This window comes from Streptomyces sp. NPDC001903 (assembly GCF_042891345.1).
GTDB lineage: Bacteria > Actinomycetota > Actinomycetes > Streptomycetales > Streptomycetaceae > Streptomyces.
Map to the genome: position 1 here is coordinate 123,273 of NZ_JBIASZ010000018.1, position 16,129 is coordinate 139,401.

Genomic DNA, 16,129 nt, shown 5'->3' on the forward strand with positions numbered 1-16,129 from the left:
AGAGCGTCAGGTCCGATGCGATGGGCCAGATGCCCACGTTGCATTCCTGAGGTGCGGGGCGCGAATGACCTCTCAGACCACAGGCGCAGTGAAGAGACGGGCGCACGGACACCGCTGTAACCGTGTCTGTGCGCCCCCGCCGGAGGCGGCGAGAAGACGGACATGCGTGCCGTCGAGGCGGGCCGTGTACTGCCACCTTTCCCGCACCGCGCATGTCATCAGATGAAGGAGAATCGAATGAAGATCGAGGCCGCGGTGCTGCGCGGGGCGAGTGCCCCCTACGCGATCGAGCCGGTCGAGCTGGCGCCCCCCGGCCCCGGCCAGGTGCTCGTACGGATCGTGGGAGCGGGGTTCTGCCACACCGACATGCTGCCGAGGACGCCCGGGTTCCTGGCCCAGCCGCCCATCATCACCGGACATGAAGGCGCCGGGATAGTGGAGGAAGTGGGCCCCGGCGTCACCGGAATCGCCCCCGGCGCCCACGTCGTGCTGTCCTTCGACTCCTGCGGTGCGTGCCGGAACTGCCTTGGTGGACAACCGGCGTACTGCGAGAACTTCTTCCGCCTCAACCTCACCGGCTCCGGCCTCGACGGCGCCGGCCCGGCCACCGACCGCCACGGGCACCCCGTGGCGGCCCGCTGGTTCGGTCAGTCGTCGTTCGCGACCCATGCACTGGCCACCGCGCGCAGCATCGTCGAGGTGGACAAGGACCTGCCGCTGGAGGTGCTCGGCCCGCTGGGTTGCGGGATCCAGACGGGCGCCGGTTCGGTCCTGCTCTCCCTGCGGGCCGGGGCAGGCTCCAGCATCGTCGTCTTCGGGGCAGGCGGGGTGGGCCTGTCCGCGATCATGGCTGCCCGGGTCGCCGGGGCCACCACGATCGTGGCAGTGGACCTGCACGAGAGCCGGCTGTCCCTGGCCCGTGAACTCGGCGCCACCGCCTCGGTGCACGGCGGTGACGAGGACATCGTGGCGCAGCTGCGCACACTCACCCGGGGAGGACCCCAGTACGCCCTGGACACCACCGGGATCCCCGAGGTCATCAACACGGCCATCGACGCCCTGAGACCCACGGGTACCGTCGGCTTGATCGGCGTCCCATCGCGGCCTCTGACCCTTCCCCCCGCCGCCCTGGCACAGGGCAAGAACGTGAGGGGAATCCTGGAGGGTGACGCCGTGCCCCAGCTCTTCATCCCACAGCTGCTGGAGCTGTGGCAGCAGGGCCGCTTCCCCTTCGACCGGCTCGTGCGGACCTATCCGCTCAGCGCGATCAACGACGCCGAACGGGACTCGGTGGCAGGCACGACCATCAAGCCCGTGTTGTTGCCGGGCAGCTGAGCTCGGCGGCAAGAGGAACACACCATGAAACACATCCGCGACTGGCCACTCCCCGGTGGCCGGCGCTGCACGATCAGAGACCACCGCGGCGTCCACGTCCGACGTGGCCAGGGTGGGTGCCCGACCACGGGTGACGGTGACGTCTGCCCCAGGACGGCAGCCAACGCCCGAGCGTCTCCTCGCCGAACAGGGTGACGGCGGCGTGCATCCCGGGTGTCGTCGACCAGGCCGAGTCCGTCCAGGGCGGCAAGGGCCCGGTCGATGTGGCGGATGCCGTTGGGGATCAGCAGGGGCCGATTGAGGTTCATGGCCTCGGCCGGCCAAGGGTGGTCCCGTCCCCCGTATGCGCCCGTGGACCGTCGCTGGGAGACCGCGCTTGCGGAGGGCTTGCCTCCCGATCCTGCTCACGCCTTCGGCTTCTTCGAAAACACGCTGTGCGGGATCGAGCTCCCGGGCATGGGGCCGTCCGACTGCCTCCGGCTCCCGGAACGTCTGAACGCATGCGGTGCATGGAGGGAAGTCGCAGTCGTCATCGATGAGCGTTGGCCGCGCGAACGGCGTGACGACCACGCACGAATCAGCATCGCGAAGCGGCTGGCCAAGTAGTCAGCACGGCTGCCACAAACGTATGGACGGCCTGGTCCCGGCACTGAGCTGACGCCGCCCGAAACCCCCGTCCTCGGGCGGCGTCAGCTCAGTGCCGGGACCGCGATAGGCCCCGGTCGTCGGCGGGGGCTCCGGTTTCCCGTCCCCTCACCGACCCTCCGGCGCCCACTCTGCCAAGCCCCAAAGCACCGCGCATTGGCCCGGCGTGCACAGTGTCTTGACGGAGAGTCGCCCCGCCGCCCGCGCCCCGGGATCCCGGCTCTTGTTGCGCGGGTCCCCAGGCCGGTGTAAACCCGTGATCATGCTGCCCGAGACAACGTTCCGCAGCGCGGAACTAGCGCCCGCCGACCGTTTCGACAGCTGGCGGGCCCTGATGTCGGAGACGCATGCGCCCATGGAGATGCGCAGTGAGCACGCCGCCGACTTCTGGGTGAACCAGCGCGTCATCTCGCTCGGCGGCATCACGGTCTATCCGATGGAATGCCGTCCCCTGACCTGGCTGCGCACACCGAAGCTGATAGCGAGGTCGGACCCCGAGGCGTTCCACCTCTCGCTGATCAAACGCGGGGCGGGAGCGGTAACGCTGGGCAAGGACACCGTGGTGCACGGTGTGTTCGACATCCACACCAGTGACACCTCACGGCCGTTCGAGATCAGTACCGGCCCGCATTCCGTCGAGATCATCGGGGTCGAGGTACCCAAGGCGCTGCTGCCGCTGCCCCCGCACACCGCCGGCCGGGTCATCGGCAGGCGCATCTCGGCCCGGGAGGGAATGGGGGCCCTGCTGGCCACCTTCCTCGACCAGGTGACCAAGGACAGCCGGTCCTACCGGCCGGCCGAGGGCCCGCGCCTGAGCGGCGTACTGGCCGATCTCGTCGCCTCCCTCTTCGCCGGTGTCCTCGAAACGGACCGGTCCTTGACCCCGGAGACGCACCGGCGCGCCCTGGCGCTCCGCGTGATGGCCTTCATCCGGGACAATGCCGACGATCCGCTGCTGGACGTCCCCGCGATCGCCGCCGCCCACCACATCTCCGTCAGCTATCTCCACCGGGTGTTCCAGCAGGAGGGGGACGGGGCGACGGTCGCTGCCTTCCTTCAAGGCCAGCGGCTCGCGCGGGCACGCCAGGACCTGGCGGACCCGCTGAACCAAGAGGTGCCCGTGCACGTCATCGGCGCCCGGCGGGGCTTCGGGCACGCGTCCGCGTTCAGCCGGGCGTTCCGCGAGGCCTACGGCCTACCACCCGCGGCCTTCCGCAGGCAGGCCCGGGCGGAAGAGGTATAGCGATTGACGCCATAAGCGACGTTTAAATCACTCACTTCGACGGCTTGGTGAGAATGATCGATTCCGCATCCAGCAGCGTGACCGACAGGATTGCAGTCGGATCCCAACCGGCTGGCCTGGCATTCGAACCTCACAGCAATCGGCTGTACGTTGCCAACAGTGGCGACGGCACCGTATCGGCAATCGATCTTGCTGTCCATTAGGTGACGTATTTGGCGCAGCCGCGACGGCGCCTGCCGTGTCGAGGCGGGCAGGATCGGTCCTATCACCCTGCGGATCGGACGCGACGGCCCCGCCCACCGGGCTGGCGCATCCCGCGACGCGCTCACCACCCTCGTCCTGGGCCTCAAGCCGGCCGACGTGGACGGCTTCGCCGCGATCGACAGGCTCCACAACCATCTCAAGACGCCCCGGCGGCCCCTTCGTGTAGGGGTGGCGCGGCTACGCACCGCGCTCGCTTTTCTCCGCAGCGCTCCAGGCCCGGCACTCCCGCGTCCACCAGGCCCCGCCGACATCGTCGCCGAGCACTTCGCCCGCCACCTCGCCCCGGCCGCCGACGCGAGCGCGTCACCGGCCCGCGCACTCGGAACGTGGACCGCGGGCCGCTACCTACCCCGCCTGCTTGACGCAGGTCTGGTCCCTCGCCGGCAGCTTGCCGGTGGCCAGGTAACGGTTGACCTGGTCGTCCACGCACGAGTTGCCGTAGCGCCCGAAGAGGGCGTGCCGGTTGGCGCCCTCGAGGGTGACCAGCCTGGAGCTCGGCAGCTGCTTGTGCAGCTCGACGCTTCCCTTGTACGTCGTACGCGGGTCACCGGTGGCGGCCACGATCAGTGCAGGGGCATCGCGCCGCACCCGGGTGGGCTCTTCGCGCGGCGAGTCCCAGAAGGCGCACGGGTTGATGTTGTTGGTCAGAGCGCCGAACAGCGGGTGCGTGATGCGGTTGCGCTCGATGTCCCGCCAGTAGAGCTCGGGATCGCGCGGCGCGGCCACGTCCCCGCAGATGACGGCGGACTGCGCGCCGGTGGGCTCGCCCTCGCCGCGCAGCACGTACCGGAGCTCCGGGACGAGCGTCGGCGGCACCGTTGTCGGCCGGCCCTCCGCGGCTTTGGCCAGTACGGAAACCAGCTCGCCGAACGACGCCCGCGCCGGGGCGGTGTCGTCCGCGATGCCCGAGAAGAGGAGGAGCGGCACCTGGCTGTCGTCGATCCGGAAGGCATCGGCGCCGGCGCCGATGGTCAGCGGACCGCGCGCGGCCGCCGCGACGATGCGGTCTACGGCGGCGAGCACCTCGGCGCGGCTGCGGCCGAGGCCGTAGGTGTCGTGGTGCTCCGCGGCCCAGGCGGCCCAGTCGGACAGCGCCTTCTCGTTCTCGCGCTCGGTGCCCTTCAACAGCCGGGGGCGGTAGTCGCTCGGGTTGATCGCCCCGTCCAGCACCATCCGGTCGTGGCGGCCGGGGAACATCTGCGTGTAGACCGTGCCCAGGTAGGTGCCGTACGAGTAGCCCAGGAAGGAGATCTTCCGCTCGCCGAGCGTGCCACGGATGACGTCCATGTCGCGGGCCGTATTGCGGGTGGTGATGTGCGGGAGCACCGCGGCGTCGGTGGCCCGGCACTTGTCGGCCAGGCTCTTCTGCAGGGCGACCTGGCGGTCGAAGCCCGCCCGGCCGGCGCCGGCGGACAGCCAGGTCATCCCGACGGGCAAGCCGCAGTCCAGCGCGGTGCTGCGCCCGATGAAGCGCGGGTCGAAGCCGACGATGTCGTAGCGCGCGCCGACCTCCTTCATCGACGCACGGGCCTGCGGCGGGGACTGGAGCGCGGGACCGCCCGGACCGCCGTTGTTGAGGAGCATCGCGCCGATGCGGTGGCGGGCGTCGGTGGCCTTGAGCCGGGAGATCGCCACGGTGATCGTGGGCCCCCGGGGGTCGGCGTAGTCCAGGGGCACGGTCACGTCCGCGCACTGCACGCCTGCCTGGTCCAGATCGCGGCCCGTGGTGTCGTCGGGGCCCTTGTTGCAGCTGCCCCAGTCGAGGTGCTGGCGGTAGTACCGGTCCAGTGCGCCCCCGGAGCTGTCCTGGGCGGGGGTCTCGGCGGCCGTGGCCAGGACGGGGGAGGACGTGAGGCAGGCGGCGAGGGTGAGGCCTACGGCCAAGGCGCGGCGTGCGGCGGGGCTGACAGTGGTCACGGGGTTTCCTTGAGCATCGTCCGCTTCGTGTGATCGCATGCCCCGAGGCTAGGAACCCGCCCTGGTACGGCACATCGCCCAACGGCACGAGGACCCCGGTCCCGTCCCACCCCTGGTCCGGGACCTGCGGCCCGGTCCGGCCTCCTCCTCCGGGAGGAGACCGTCGGCGGGGCTGCGCCGAGGACCGTCCCGGCCACGCGCCTGCCGCAAGCCCGTCGTTCACCGGTGAGTGACGGGCTCTGTAATCACCACTGCACCTCCCCATCGCAGGCCAGCGGGGGGGGGGCGTGGGCAGGCCTGAACCTGGCGGCGGGTGACGCAGCCGCCTCTGAGAACGGCGGCGCTCCCGGTCGCTGTTCGCACTCGCGGGACGGCTCGGGGGCGGCCCGCCGCGCGCGGAGCAGGGCACACAAGGGGGGAAGCATGGGGGAACCCAGAGGGGGAATCACGGGGGGATGCACAGGGGGAACAGGATCCCGGTTCCGCTCCGCGTTAATGCAGGTCATGCGCCGTTTCCAGACCGGTGAGTTCGCAGACTCGTATCTGGAGGGGTGGGGGTTGGTTGTGGAGGCTGTTGCTGGGCGTCGAGTGCGGGGTTGGTGCTGAGGTGCTTGAAGGGGGCAGGGTGCTGGGCTGGCGTGAGATCGGGAGGGGTAAGGGCACGGTGGAGCGGGGTGTACCGGAGGGGGGATGGACAGGGGGCTGGACGGTTGGGGGACCGGGAGTGTGACCGCAGGTGTGAACCCCCGAAACCGCTGACCGTCCGTTTCCCCAGGTCACACCCGGTGGGCAAGCCTCCTGGGAAACGACACCTCTAAAAGAGTGTTTTGTTCCGCCGGGGCTGTTTGGCGGCAGTATGGATGCCTGTCCGGTCGGGGGCGTCTGAGCTTTCTGTCTGCTGCCGTGGCTCCTGTGGCGGGCAATGACGGGCGGGGGTTCATTTGGGTCCCTTCGCTCCTGTCTGATCCCAAGGCGCCCCAGCTCAACCCCGTTTGCGCCCTGCAATCGCGGGACCGTCGGCGGTACTACCGAAACATGCCTCGACTGCGACCGTATCCGAGCGACCTGTCCGATGCCCGGTGGGATTTGATGCAGCCCGTCCTGTCGGCCTGGGGGGGCCTGGACATCGGTCGCCCACCTGAGCACGACCTGCGCCGAATCATGGACGCCGTCCTCTACGTCGACCGAACCGGAATCCCCTGGCGCTACCTGCCGCACGACTCCGCACCGTGGGAGACGGTCTACGGCTACTTCGCCGCTTGGCAGAAGGACGGCGTCTTCGAACAGCTCAACGGGGTGTTGAGGCGATTGGTCCGGGAGGCAGAGGGCAGAGAGGGCGAGCCGAGCGCGTGCGTGGTGGACGCGCAGAGCATCAAGACCTCAGCAAACGTGCCGACCGCAAGCCAGGGCATCGATGCAGGGAAGAAAATCGCAGGTCGCAAACGTCACATCGGGGTCGACACGCTTGGTCTCCTCCTGGCCGTGCTGGTCACCGCCGCGAGCGTCTCCGACAACGCCGGCGGCATCCACGTCCTCTCACAGATCGCGAAGGCCCACCCGCGGGTGACGAAGGCCTGGGCCGACACCGGCTACCGCACCACAGCCATCGACCACGGCGCCCGCCTCGGCATCGACGTCGAAGTCGTCCGCCGCGACCCCGGCGAGAAGGGCTTCAAGGTCATCCCGCGACGCTGGGTCGTCGAGCAGACCTTCGGCTGGCTCATGCACCACCGACGCCTGGCCCGCGAATACGAAACCCTGCCCACCCGCTCCGAAGCCATGATCCGCCTCGCGATGATCGACCTGATGAGCCGCCGCCTCACTCGCGAAGCCACACTGAACTGGCGCGATACATAGCCCACCCGGACAGAACTCAACGGAAAGGCGCCAGCCCCCGTCAAAGCCGCAGAAGGCCCCTGATCCAGTCGGTCCGCCTGCTGCGGACGTACTTCACCGGGTGTCGTTCCAAGGGCGACCTCTACTACTCCGGCGCCCATTTCGAGCGGCTCCCAGGCGGCGGGGACCGCGAGGGCGTGGCGGACGGGTTCGAGGCGGCCGATCTGGTCGCCGTCACCATGCTCAAAGTCTCCGTCGCCCCTCACGGCGCGGTGAACCTCCTGACCGATCCCGAAGGGCACTGGCACCGGCTGCTGTCCTCCATACCCCGCGACGCACGGCTGGAGGACCCGGCCAGCGACCCGCTCGTCGCGGAGGGCGGACCCGCGTGGGAGCTCTGGGAGCGGCTGGTGAACCGGGACAAGACGTACCCGTCCAGCCCGGACGGTGTGCGCTCCGTCGTCGCCGGCAAGCTCATGGCCCGCAAGCGTCCCCACCTGATCCCCGTCTACGACACCCGCGTCAAGACGCTGTTCCGGCGCCCGAAGACCGACCACACCTTCTGGGCCTCGCTGGCGGCCGCACTCCGGGCGGACGGAGGGGCGTTCCGCCGGCACTTGGAGACGCTCCGGACCAAGGCCGGGATCGGCGAGGACATCGGCGTCCTGCGAGTGCTGGACGTCATCGCCTGGATGCACCAGGGAGAGCAGGCGGCCACCACCCCGGGCCGCTGAGCGAGTCCCCGCGGTTAAGCCCTGCCCGCCCGGTTCGCAGCCAAGCGGAGGCGTGGTTCGGTAACGCCCACCTTTGGGGCGCCGATCTCACGGGCACTGATCTAAACGATGCAGATCTGCGGGAGGCCGAGGGTCTGACCGCGGATCGCGGCTGTGGAGCATCGGAGATCCCAACCTGGGAACTGATCGTCGCGTCCACGTTGAGAACGGAGCTGTCGCTCTTGTCGTGGTCGTCAGCGGAGGACATCTGGTCGTCCGAACGATGACCGGATCGCCCCGACGCCCACCCAGCAGTGACAACGACCGTGGCCGCGTGCCAGTGCAGGAGCGCGACCACCTGCCTGGCGACCGCCAGCCCCGATGATGGTGCAGGCCGCCAGGATTGCGGAGCGACGCAGGCTGCTGAGGGCTGATGCCCACAGTTGTGACTGCCTCGTGCTGGGTGAGCAGATTCAGCGTGATGGGCTCTACGCGACTGGTATTCGCCTTCGGTGAGTGTGGTGTCGCCGGGGCAGCCCGAGCCCTCGTGGGAAACCGCAGGCCGCTTGCCTGCTCCGGCCCGACGACCCACCCCCCTCCGTGCTGCCGACAGGGCGAACCGGCTAAGCCAAGTCGTAGCCGGCCGTCGCTCTTGCCCGGCCATGCGCATAAGAACCGGGTAAGAATCGAGCGCATGACCGTCGTAGAGGCGGGCAGTCGCCGCTTCGGAGGTTGATAACTATGGTTCCCCTGCTTCTGGTTCTCCTGCTGGTCCTGGTCCTGTTCGGCGCTGGTTTCGCGGTGAAGATCCTTTGGTGGATCGCGATCGCGGTCCTGGTTCTGTGGCTGATCGGGTTCGTCGCCCGTCCGAAGGGCAGCAGCGGCCGCTGGTACCGCTGGTAGCGCGGCCTGCGTAAGTTGCGGCGATAGGCCATGGTGGGCCGCTCCCCGTCGGGGGAGCGGCCCACCGCCGTGTGCGGTTCTCCTGCCGCACAGACTTCTCGAAGGAGCTGTGTGGTGGGGACTGTCGTCGCGGGTATGCGCGTGATCAGCCGGGCCGGTCGTCGTGACGCAGCAGGGGACCTGCTCACCTCCAAGATCGGCGGCCGTCCCGGTCGCGTCGGCCCGGACCGACAGGGACCCAAGGGACCGACCTGGCCAACCACCGTCCCAGCAGTGCGCCGTCTGCGTAGGGCTGCTCATCGCCGAGGGGCACGCGTTGATGGCGGGTTGACGTCCGGTCAACGGCAGGCAGCATTCCGGGCAGCGTGGTGTCCGCCCGGAGCGGGTGGGTGTGGGGTGTGGTTGTGGACAGGGGACCTGCTGCCCGCAGGGGTGAGCAGGGGAGCCCGAGATGACCGATACAGCCTTTGCCACGCACGGCGTCTGACGAGGGCGGGCCGGCGGTGGGGGTTTGATGGCGCTGGTCCCGTGCACGGTCCCGGTCGCGCACCGGATTCTCGAAAACGCCGCCCGTACCGCTGGCCTGCCACGGGAGCTCACGGCTCAGGTGGTGCTGGGCCTGCACGAGGAGGTCTGCGGCCCGCACGGCGACGACCGCATGGAGCGGGCGGAGCGCGCGGAGATCGAACGCGCCCGCACCGCACCGGCACCGCCCGCCGCAACGGCGCTGTACCCGTCCCCGCTCGTCAGCGCCAGCAGGTGAGCCGCCAGCAGGTGAGCCAGGTACGGCCGGCGCGCCGCAGGACCCCGGCCGCTCCCCACGATCCCGCGCAGCGGGCGGAGCTGGAGAATTGCCTTTACCCCTCTACGTCCTCACCGCCGGCTGCCGCACGGCGCACGCCACTCTGACGGCTGCCGAGGCGTTTGTGGCGGCGGACCGGCTTCCTGGCGCAGGCACTGCCCCGGCTCCCGTGTGAGGAGCTTTGAACTCTGCTCGGTGGTCAGGCGGCCTGGAGCCAGTCACGGCAAGCGCGAGTGAGGCCGTCGTCTCGGCGCATTCCCCTTTTGGGGGTGGAGATGGTGGCCGGCCAGACCCCGAAGTGGCGTGCTGCGGCGGTGGGAGTGATGCTCTTGGATTGCCGCAGAGGTCTCACGTCGGCGATGGCTTCTCGGGAATGGCTGCCTTGATACCGCGTCTGCGCAGCGGTTGCCGCGGGACGCGTGGGCCCTATCCGCGGCGACCGCGCCGGGCGTCGTGCGGGGAAGGCTCACAGCGTTCGTAGGTGCCGCCGCTGTCTCAGCGTGGAGCGAACCTGCCGGAACGGGCTCCGAGGGCAGGCGGGTCAGGAGTGGAGGCGAGCCCGCGTCTCCCGGGCCCTGCGGCGCTTGACGGCGCGCCGTTCCTCCTCGGTGAGGCCTCCGCACACGCCCATGTCCATGCCCCCGTCGAGAGCCCACTCCAAGCAGCGCTCCAAGACCGGGCATCGGCGGCACACCGCCTTGGCCTCCTCGATTTGGAGCAGGGCTGGGCCGCTGCTCCCGATGGGGAAGAACAGGTCCGGGTCTTCCTCGCGGCAAGCCGCTCGGTGACGCCAGTCCATCGTCGTGCCTCCGTTCACTTAGTGGGTCGCTCATCCCCGCACCTGACCGGGATCCGCGTCTCTATGCGGCCGGCAGGGGCATCAGCGCGTTCTTCACCACGGCCTGCTCCGAAAATGCCGCACTGACCTCTGTTGGCCATCGGCGTCCGGGGCAGGTTGTGCGCATGTTCAAGCACCGAGGTGTACGTACGGCCGTTGTCCTCGTGGTGGCCTGGGGGGTGCTGACGGGAGTCGAGCGGTGGGGTGAGTCGGCGGCGTGGCCAAAAGCCGTGCTGCAAGGGCTGCTCTGGGCTGCCGTTGTCACCGCGGCCTGGTGGTTCGCCGACTGGACCCGGGCGGGCAGCCCCCAGCTGCGACGCTTTGCGGGGAGCCGCGGGGAGGAGTGAGGCCGGCGCGGGCGGGCACCTATCCGGCCCTGCCTCCGCAACCCGGCGGCCGGGCCGGGATGTCCGCGGCGCCTCCTGGAAAACGGCGTGGAGCGCCCCGCACGGGTCCGGCCGCGGCGATCCCGGGCAGCCACCCGTGAGGCGTGACGCGGTGTGGTGCGGGCGTCGGGGGCCCTCACCCATGGCCCCCTGGCGCGTGAACCCCGGCTCCGAGCCTTGTTTCTGACGAGGTGGGGGCGGATGGAACCGTCCTGTGGCGATCATGATGAGGGCCGTCGCGGCGGCCGTTGCTCTCGCCCTGCCCCTCCTCGCCATGGCGCACACCGCCGATCAGCCGGCGCTCGTCCCGCAGGTCTTGCCGATGGGGGCGGCTGTCTCCGCGCTCCCGCTCGCCGTCGAGGACCGTACGGGCTACCAGCGCACGAGCTTCGTGCTGGACTGCACACGCTAGGCGGCCCAGGAACGCTACGGCCGCCAGGTATCGCGGTGACTACCGTACCGAGCCCCCCGGTCAGGATGGCGGCGGGCTCCACTTCGTGCAGGAAGGGCGGGTCCGGCCGGATTCGAACCGGCGTCCTTGGCTGTGAAGGTCGCGCGTCGACCGCTGCGCTACGGTCCCATCCGTCCCGAACTCCATGGCTTCGCGCGATGATGCAGCGGCTGGCCGCTCGGGAGAGCAGCACAGCCGAGCGGTACTCGGCTGTGCCTCCTTCTGGCGGAAGGGCAGCGCGAGTTCAAGGAGCTGTTCCGGGACTGGTGCGACCACCACCGTCCGTGAGCGCCACCGGACCCGGCCACTGTGGGCGGCGGCCTCGCGGCCGTCGTGAAGACGAGCCGGTGAGGGGCTCCCGCATGGCGGCTACGGTGCTTCGGGTGCGTTGCCTGGTTCGTGGGGGAGGGCCTGCCGCTTCAGCTCCATGCGTCTGTTCACCAGGACCTCGGCGGGAATGGTCTTCCAGTGGGGATGGTCGACCACCGCGCTCGACAGCACCCGCAGCTCGGCCCACATTCGGTCGACCGTCGCCTTCTGCTCGTCGCTCCAGCCGGGGCTGTCGGGCACGTCCCCGCGGTGGGAGTACCGCTCACCGCGTGCCCAGCCCTTCATGGGTTCCACGCTCCAGGGCAGTGCGGCCAAGTAGGCGCGGTGCTCGGCATGGGCCCGGTGGAGGCGTTCCTGGAGGTGAAGGAGGTCGTTGGGGAAGGAAGTCTGGTCGGTCACCTGTGAACGTAATTCTGTTCGATTCCAGAAGGGAAGCGGGCGCTCCGGTTCGTGCTCGTTCAGCCGAACGGTTTGGTGCTCCCGCCAGGTCGGATGGTGCGTGCCGGATGGGCGCCGAGCACTGGAAGGGGGCGAGTGGAGGAGGGGCCGGGCGTGGCGCGTCCCGTCTGGGCTGAAACGTGTCGTTCGGGCTGGCCGGTTCTCTGAACGCGGGGTGCGGGCAGGGCTGCTCCGGAGGCCCGTCGAGTTGCGCCTCGTGCTGTGTCGACCCCACGGGGGACCCGAAGCGCAGGGCTCCCTCCAGCCGCGCAGCGTACGAGGGTGTGGCTCTGCCGGGGCGACATGAGCCTGGCGCGGTACTTCTGGTGCGTTGGAGAAGGGATTTCGAGGCGGTCACGCGCTGCGCTGGTCGTGGGTGTCCTGCCGGAGCCGCTCGGTGTGCCGGGTCATGGTGTCGATGCCTTCGGCAAGTGCGGCGTCCTCGGGCCTCAGGTGGGCCCGGGTGTCGGCCAGGGGTTGCACGAGGCGGGCGGCGTCGTTGCCGCCGAGGGCTGCGTTCAGGTCCTCGACGGCACTCCGGGCGCTGGCGGGCAGGCCGGTGAGGGCGGTGATCTGGCCGGCGAGGCGGCGCAGGTCGGCCGCGTTGTCGCGGGCCCAGGCGTTCACGTTGCGGTCTGCCGCGCGCATCCCGCGGGTGGCCTGCACGCGTTCCTCGCCGGTGCTCCCGGCTTTGCCGGGGCGCAGTCGGAGGTAGCGGCGTTCGGCGGCCTGGCGGCTGGCGACTCCGAGGGGACCGGCGAGGTCGGCCCAGCTGGCGCCGTGGCCGCGGGCGGTTTCGATCAGGCCGGACTCCCAGCCGGCGAGCTGCTCGCGGACCTCGCGCAGCATCAGCAGGGCGGCCAGGGCCGGATGTGGGCCCCCGCCGCTCTCGGGTGCCGCTGCGGTGGCCGGTGCCCCTGCCAAGGGGTGCTGCGCGTTCTTGACGGCCTGGTTGATCGTCTCCAGTGCCGCCGCAGCGGCAAAGAAGGGGATGGGCGCGGTCGGCTCCGCGGCTTCGTTCATGATGCTCTCCGCTCTGTCATCCTCCAGATGACGACGTACTTGTCATCGTTTCGATGACATGTTACAACGGATGCACGTTGAAGCGCATTGGCAGTTCCTGCCTGAACCAACTGGAGGTGTTTCGCGATGTTGATGCGCACTGACCCGTTCCGCGAGATGGACCGGATCGTCCAGCAGCTGTCGGGGACGTCCGGGACCTGGTCGAAGCCGTCGGTCATGCCGATGGACGCCTACCGTGAGGGCGAGGAGTACGTGATCGCCTTCGACCTCCCCGGAGTGAGCACCGAGGCGATCGACATCGACGTCGAGCGGAACATGCTGACCGTGAAGGCGGAGCGCCGCCCGGTCGCCAAGGCCGACTCCGTGAAGGTGGAGCTCTCCGAGCGGCCCCTGGGTGTCTTCTCCCGCCAGATCGTCCTGGCCGACACCCTGGACACCGAGCGCATCCAGGCCGACTACGACGCGGGTGTCCTGACCCTGCGGATCCCGATCGCCGAGCGCGCCAAGCCCCGCAAGATCAGCATCGGCGGCGAGAGCGGCCGCAAGCAGATCTCCGGCTGAACCCTCCCGTACCAGCCGGCAGCGGAGGGCGGGGACACCCGATCCCCCTCCGGCACCCCGCCCTCCGCACCCCTTGGCTTCCTTCACCCCTCCCTGGAGGTGACCCGATGTCGATGCGCAGGGAGTCGTTCCTGGCCCATGTCCAGGAACGCGGCGAGTACGAAACCCTCGAAGACGCCGATCGCGTGGCCCGCGTCGTCCTGGCCCTCCTTGGCGCCCACCTCGTCGGCAGCGTGCGGGCCGAGCTCGCCGCCCGGCTCCCCGAGACGTACGCCCTGATCCTCCTGAACCCGCTGCAGGCCGCGGAGCCGCTCTCCCCTGAACGCTTCGTCCGTGCGACCGCGGCCTGGATCGAGGGCGCCACGGAGCAGACGGCGCTGTGGGACATCGGCGCGGTCCTGTCCACCGCGGCCGCCGCCGCGGGCGACGTCCTCACCCGTGAGGTCCTGCTCCAGCTCCCGCACGGCTACGACCTCCTCTTCGGACACCCCCAGCCCACCTGACCGACCAGACCCCTGACCTCCACCGGCCGGAGGCCGGATCCTTCGCAGAGAAAGGCAGCCGCAACACCATGTACGACCAGCCTCGACCGCACCTGGCCCAGCCCGCCATGACGTTCGAGCAGACGCTGGAACGCGTGCGCTACGAGGGCGCCTACCCCACCCGCGAACGCGCCGCGGAGGCCGTCCACCACGTCCTCGCCGCCCTCGGCCGACAGCTCACCGGTGACGAACGCGTCGATCTCGCCCAGGCCCTGCCCGTCGAGGCCGCCCTCACCCTGACCGCCCAGATCCCCGACACCCAGCACCTCACCGGCTGGGGCTTCGTCAAGGACCTGGCGGCCCGCACCGGGGTGAGCCCGGCCGTCGCCCGCTGGGACACCGGCGCCGTACTCGCCGTCGTCGCGCGCCTCGCCGGCCCCGACCTCCTCGCCCGCATCCTGCACCGGCTCCCCGACGGCTACTCCCTCCTCTTCGGCCAGGCCGAACTGCGCCGGCCGCAGCTGCACGCCGCAGCCGCCTGAGGGCCTGGCACCGCCCCCGGACGCATCGCGTGGCCGGGCCGCAGAGCGGCCCGGCTTCCGCTTGAGGCGCTCGGGCCGGTGATGCCGTGATCGGACCGACGACCCCAGGTCCGTCTGATTGGGATTCCGCTTGTGTGGGCACACGGCTGCGCAAGCCATTCGTTCAGGGGAGGAACGCTCTCATGCCTCAGGTCGCCACAGCCATCATTCCCGCCCGGGAGACCGCCCAGGACGCCGCCTTCACCCGCGCCGAGCCCGCAGCCGCCACCGGCCAGCTCGCGGAGCCCCTGCCGCGGATCGACAACGCCCGCGAGGTGGCGCCTGCGGACGCGCGGGAGCTGTCGCGACTGTTCCTGGTGCGGCTGAGGGAGCTGGAGGAGGGGACTCGGGAGTACCAGTACGCCCGCAACACGCTGATCGAGATGAACATCTCCCTCGTCCGCTTCGCGGCCCGCCGGTTCGCCGCCCGCATCAACGCCGGCATCGAACTCGACGACCTCATCCAGGTCGGCACGATCGGCCTGATCAAGGCCATCGACCGCTTCGACCCCGAGCGCGAGGTCGAGTTCTCCACTCTCGCCCTCCCGTACATCACCGGTGAGATCAAGCGGTACTTCCGCGACACCACCTGGGCCGTGCACGTCCCCCGCCGCCTGCAGGAACTCCGCGTCGAGCTCGCCAAATGCCAAGAGGCGCTCACCGAGGCCCTCGGACGCGCACCGAGCGTCAAGGAGATCGCCGAGCACCTCGAACTCTCCGAGGAGGACGTCATCGAGGGACTGGTGGCCGCCAACGGCTACACCAGCGACTCCATCGACTCGGCCACCGGCGCTGCCGAGCGCACGGCCACGCGCCGCGAGGGCCGCCCGCTGAGCGACACGGTCGGCGACGTCGACCCGGCCATCGCCCTCTTCGAGGACTTCCACACCCTCGCCCCCCTCCTGCGCGCGCTCGACGAACGCGATCGCAAGATTCTCCGGATGCGCTTCGCCCAAGAGATGACCCAGTCCGAGATCGGCGCCGAACTCGGCATCTCACAGATGCAGGTGTCCCGCCTGCTCACCCGCATCCTCAGCCACCTGCGCACCGGCATGCTGACCGCTTAGCCAAGCCGACTGCCGTCGAGGCGGTTACAGCGGGACGGGGCTTTAACCATCCCGGATCCCGCCAGCTACCGGCGTCTTCCCGTCGATGCCAAGCGCGTGGGCCTCTTCTTCGGGGACGCGCGCGGCAAGGCCCCAGGCCGCCGCGATGACCTTGCTCAGCTGCCGGACCCTGCGCGCCGCGTCCGGCCCGAGCTCGCCCCCGGGGCACGCCGAACAGCACACGGGCATGCGGCGGGGGGGGGGGCCCGCCCGCGGGGCCCCCCCCCCCCCCCGGTCCGGAAGGGGTTTATGCGGGCGTGGGGGTTTTCCTGGTG

At 70.2% G+C, this 16,129-nt stretch carries 16 protein-coding genes; 12 read left to right on the forward strand and 4 right to left on the reverse strand.

Going from position 1 to position 16,129, the window contains the following annotated elements; translation table 11 throughout:
- The first annotated feature begins 237 nt into the window (after positions 1–237).
- Together ACFYZS_RS31970 and ACFYZS_RS31975 are read left to right on the forward strand one after the other, a co-directional pair.
- Positions 238–1,335 carry an NAD(P)-dependent alcohol dehydrogenase gene (locus tag ACFYZS_RS31970; protein ID WP_389020217.1) on the forward strand — a complete coding sequence of 366 codons (1,098 nt, stop codon included), beginning with the start codon at positions 238–240 and terminating at the stop codon, positions 1,333–1,335.
- Positions 1,336–2,242: 907 nt separating this feature from the next.
- Positions 2,243–3,223 (forward strand): helix-turn-helix domain-containing protein, encoded by a 981-nt coding sequence (locus ACFYZS_RS31975; protein WP_389020219.1) that lies wholly within the window; start codon positions 2,243–2,245, stop codon positions 3,221–3,223.
- Between the two features lie 609 nt (positions 3,224–3,832).
- Here the strand turns inward: ACFYZS_RS31975 and ACFYZS_RS31980 are convergent.
- Positions 3,833–5,404 (reverse strand): alpha/beta hydrolase, encoded by a 1,572-nt coding sequence (locus ACFYZS_RS31980; protein ID WP_389020222.1) that lies wholly within the window; start codon positions 5,402–5,404, stop codon positions 3,833–3,835.
- A 1,035-nt stretch (positions 5,405–6,439) separates the two neighbouring features.
- Between ACFYZS_RS31980 and ACFYZS_RS31985 the strand changes: the two genes are divergently transcribed.
- The 5 genes from ACFYZS_RS31985 to ACFYZS_RS32005 all read left to right on the forward strand — a co-directional run bounded on the left by ACFYZS_RS31985 (position 6,440) and on the right by ACFYZS_RS32005 (position 9,619).
- Positions 6,440–7,261 carry an IS5 family transposase gene (locus ACFYZS_RS31985; protein WP_389020225.1) on the forward strand — a complete coding sequence of 274 codons (822 nt, stop codon included), beginning with the start codon at positions 6,440–6,442 and terminating at the stop codon, positions 7,259–7,261.
- Positions 7,262–7,341: 80 nt separating this feature from the next.
- On the forward strand, positions 7,342–7,974 hold the full coding sequence (locus tag ACFYZS_RS31990) for a DUF6308 family protein (protein ID WP_389020349.1): 633 nt from the start codon (positions 7,342–7,344) through the stop codon (positions 7,972–7,974).
- On the forward strand, positions 7,971–8,240 hold the full coding sequence (locus ACFYZS_RS31995; RefSeq protein ID WP_389020352.1) for a pentapeptide repeat-containing protein: 270 nt from the start codon (positions 7,971–7,973) through the stop codon (positions 8,238–8,240). The genes ACFYZS_RS31990 and ACFYZS_RS31995 overlap by 4 nt, the downstream gene beginning before the upstream one ends.
- Before the next feature lie 454 nt (positions 8,241–8,694).
- The gene (locus ACFYZS_RS32000) at positions 8,695–8,856 is read left to right on the forward strand and encodes a hydrophobic protein (protein ID WP_389020228.1); all 162 of its coding nucleotides are present in this window, start codon (positions 8,695–8,697) and stop codon (positions 8,854–8,856) included.
- Positions 8,857–9,370: 514 nt separating this feature from the next.
- Positions 9,371–9,619, forward strand: a complete 249-nt coding sequence (locus tag ACFYZS_RS32005; protein WP_389020231.1) for a hypothetical protein — start codon at positions 9,371–9,373, stop codon at positions 9,617–9,619.
- 580 nt (positions 9,620–10,199) lie between these two features.
- Here the strand turns inward: ACFYZS_RS32005 and ACFYZS_RS32010 are convergent.
- Positions 10,200–10,457 (reverse strand): WhiB family transcriptional regulator, encoded by a 258-nt coding sequence (locus ACFYZS_RS32010; RefSeq protein ID WP_389020234.1) that lies wholly within the window; start codon positions 10,455–10,457, stop codon positions 10,200–10,202.
- Positions 10,458–11,096: 639 nt separating this feature from the next.
- Here ACFYZS_RS32010 and ACFYZS_RS32015 point away from each other — a divergent pair.
- Positions 11,097–11,294, forward strand: a complete 198-nt coding sequence (locus tag ACFYZS_RS32015) for a hypothetical protein (protein WP_389020236.1) — start codon at positions 11,097–11,099, stop codon at positions 11,292–11,294.
- A gap of 408 nt (positions 11,295–11,702) precedes the next feature.
- On the opposite strand, the gene ACFYZS_RS32020 is transcribed toward ACFYZS_RS32015, so the two are convergent.
- Together ACFYZS_RS32020 and ACFYZS_RS32025 are read right to left on the reverse strand one after the other, a co-directional pair.
- Positions 11,703–12,062, reverse strand: coding sequence for a hypothetical protein (locus ACFYZS_RS32020; protein ID WP_389020238.1), 360 nt, complete (start codon positions 12,060–12,062; stop codon positions 11,703–11,705).
- A 393-nt stretch (positions 12,063–12,455) separates the two neighbouring features.
- On the reverse strand, positions 12,456–13,124 hold the full coding sequence (locus tag ACFYZS_RS32025; RefSeq protein ID WP_389020241.1) for an HSP18 transcriptional regulator: 669 nt from the start codon (positions 13,122–13,124) through the stop codon (positions 12,456–12,458).
- A 126-nt stretch (positions 13,125–13,250) separates the two neighbouring features.
- Here ACFYZS_RS32025 and ACFYZS_RS32030 point away from each other — a divergent pair, with 126 nt between their 5' ends.
- From ACFYZS_RS32030 to ACFYZS_RS32045, 4 genes are all read left to right on the forward strand, one after another.
- Positions 13,251–13,685, forward strand: a complete 435-nt coding sequence (locus ACFYZS_RS32030; RefSeq protein ID WP_030862706.1) for an Hsp20/alpha crystallin family protein — start codon at positions 13,251–13,253, stop codon at positions 13,683–13,685.
- 107 nt (positions 13,686–13,792) lie between these two features.
- The gene (locus ACFYZS_RS32035) at positions 13,793–14,188 is read left to right on the forward strand and encodes a DUF2267 domain-containing protein (protein ID WP_376137182.1); all 396 of its coding nucleotides are present in this window, start codon (positions 13,793–13,795) and stop codon (positions 14,186–14,188) included.
- Between the two features lie 68 nt (positions 14,189–14,256).
- Entirely contained in the window at positions 14,257–14,709 is a 453-nt protein-coding gene (locus ACFYZS_RS32040) for a DUF2267 domain-containing protein (RefSeq protein ID WP_389020244.1), read from the forward strand.
- 182 nt (positions 14,710–14,891) lie between these two features.
- The gene (locus ACFYZS_RS32045; RefSeq protein ID WP_389020247.1) at positions 14,892–15,815 is read left to right on the forward strand and encodes a SigB/SigF/SigG family RNA polymerase sigma factor; all 924 of its coding nucleotides are present in this window, start codon (positions 14,892–14,894) and stop codon (positions 15,813–15,815) included.
- Positions 15,816–16,129 lie beyond the last annotated feature (314 nt).

Bases quoted from the DNA above. Each gene is read 5' to 3' on its own strand.
- ACFYZS_RS31970 (WP_389020217.1), top strand. From the start codon at position 238: ATGAAGATCGAGGCCGCGGTGCTGCGCGGGGCGAGTGCCCCCTACGCG.
- ACFYZS_RS31975 (WP_389020219.1), top strand. From the start codon at position 2,243: ATGCTGCCCGAGACAACGTTCCGCAGCGCGGAACTAGCGCCCGCCGAC.
- ACFYZS_RS31985 (WP_389020225.1), top strand. From the start codon at position 6,440: ATGCCTCGACTGCGACCGTATCCGAGCGACCTGTCCGATGCCCGGTGG.
- ACFYZS_RS32000 (WP_389020228.1), top strand. From the start codon at position 8,695: ATGGTTCCCCTGCTTCTGGTTCTCCTGCTGGTCCTGGTCCTGTTCGGC.
- ACFYZS_RS32005 (WP_389020231.1), top strand. From the start codon at position 9,371: ATGGCGCTGGTCCCGTGCACGGTCCCGGTCGCGCACCGGATTCTCGAA.
- ACFYZS_RS32010 (WP_389020234.1), bottom strand. From the start codon at position 10,457: ATGGACTGGCGTCACCGAGCGGCTTGCCGCGAGGAAGACCCGGACCTG.
- ACFYZS_RS32025 (WP_389020241.1), bottom strand. From the start codon at position 13,124: ATGAACGAAGCCGCGGAGCCGACCGCGCCCATCCCCTTCTTTGCCGCT.
- ACFYZS_RS32030 (WP_030862706.1), top strand. From the start codon at position 13,251: ATGTTGATGCGCACTGACCCGTTCCGCGAGATGGACCGGATCGTCCAG.
- ACFYZS_RS32035 (WP_376137182.1), top strand. From the start codon at position 13,793: ATGTCGATGCGCAGGGAGTCGTTCCTGGCCCATGTCCAGGAACGCGGC.
- ACFYZS_RS32040 (WP_389020244.1), top strand. From the start codon at position 14,257: ATGTACGACCAGCCTCGACCGCACCTGGCCCAGCCCGCCATGACGTTC.
- ACFYZS_RS32045 (WP_389020247.1), top strand. From the start codon at position 14,892: ATGCCTCAGGTCGCCACAGCCATCATTCCCGCCCGGGAGACCGCCCAG.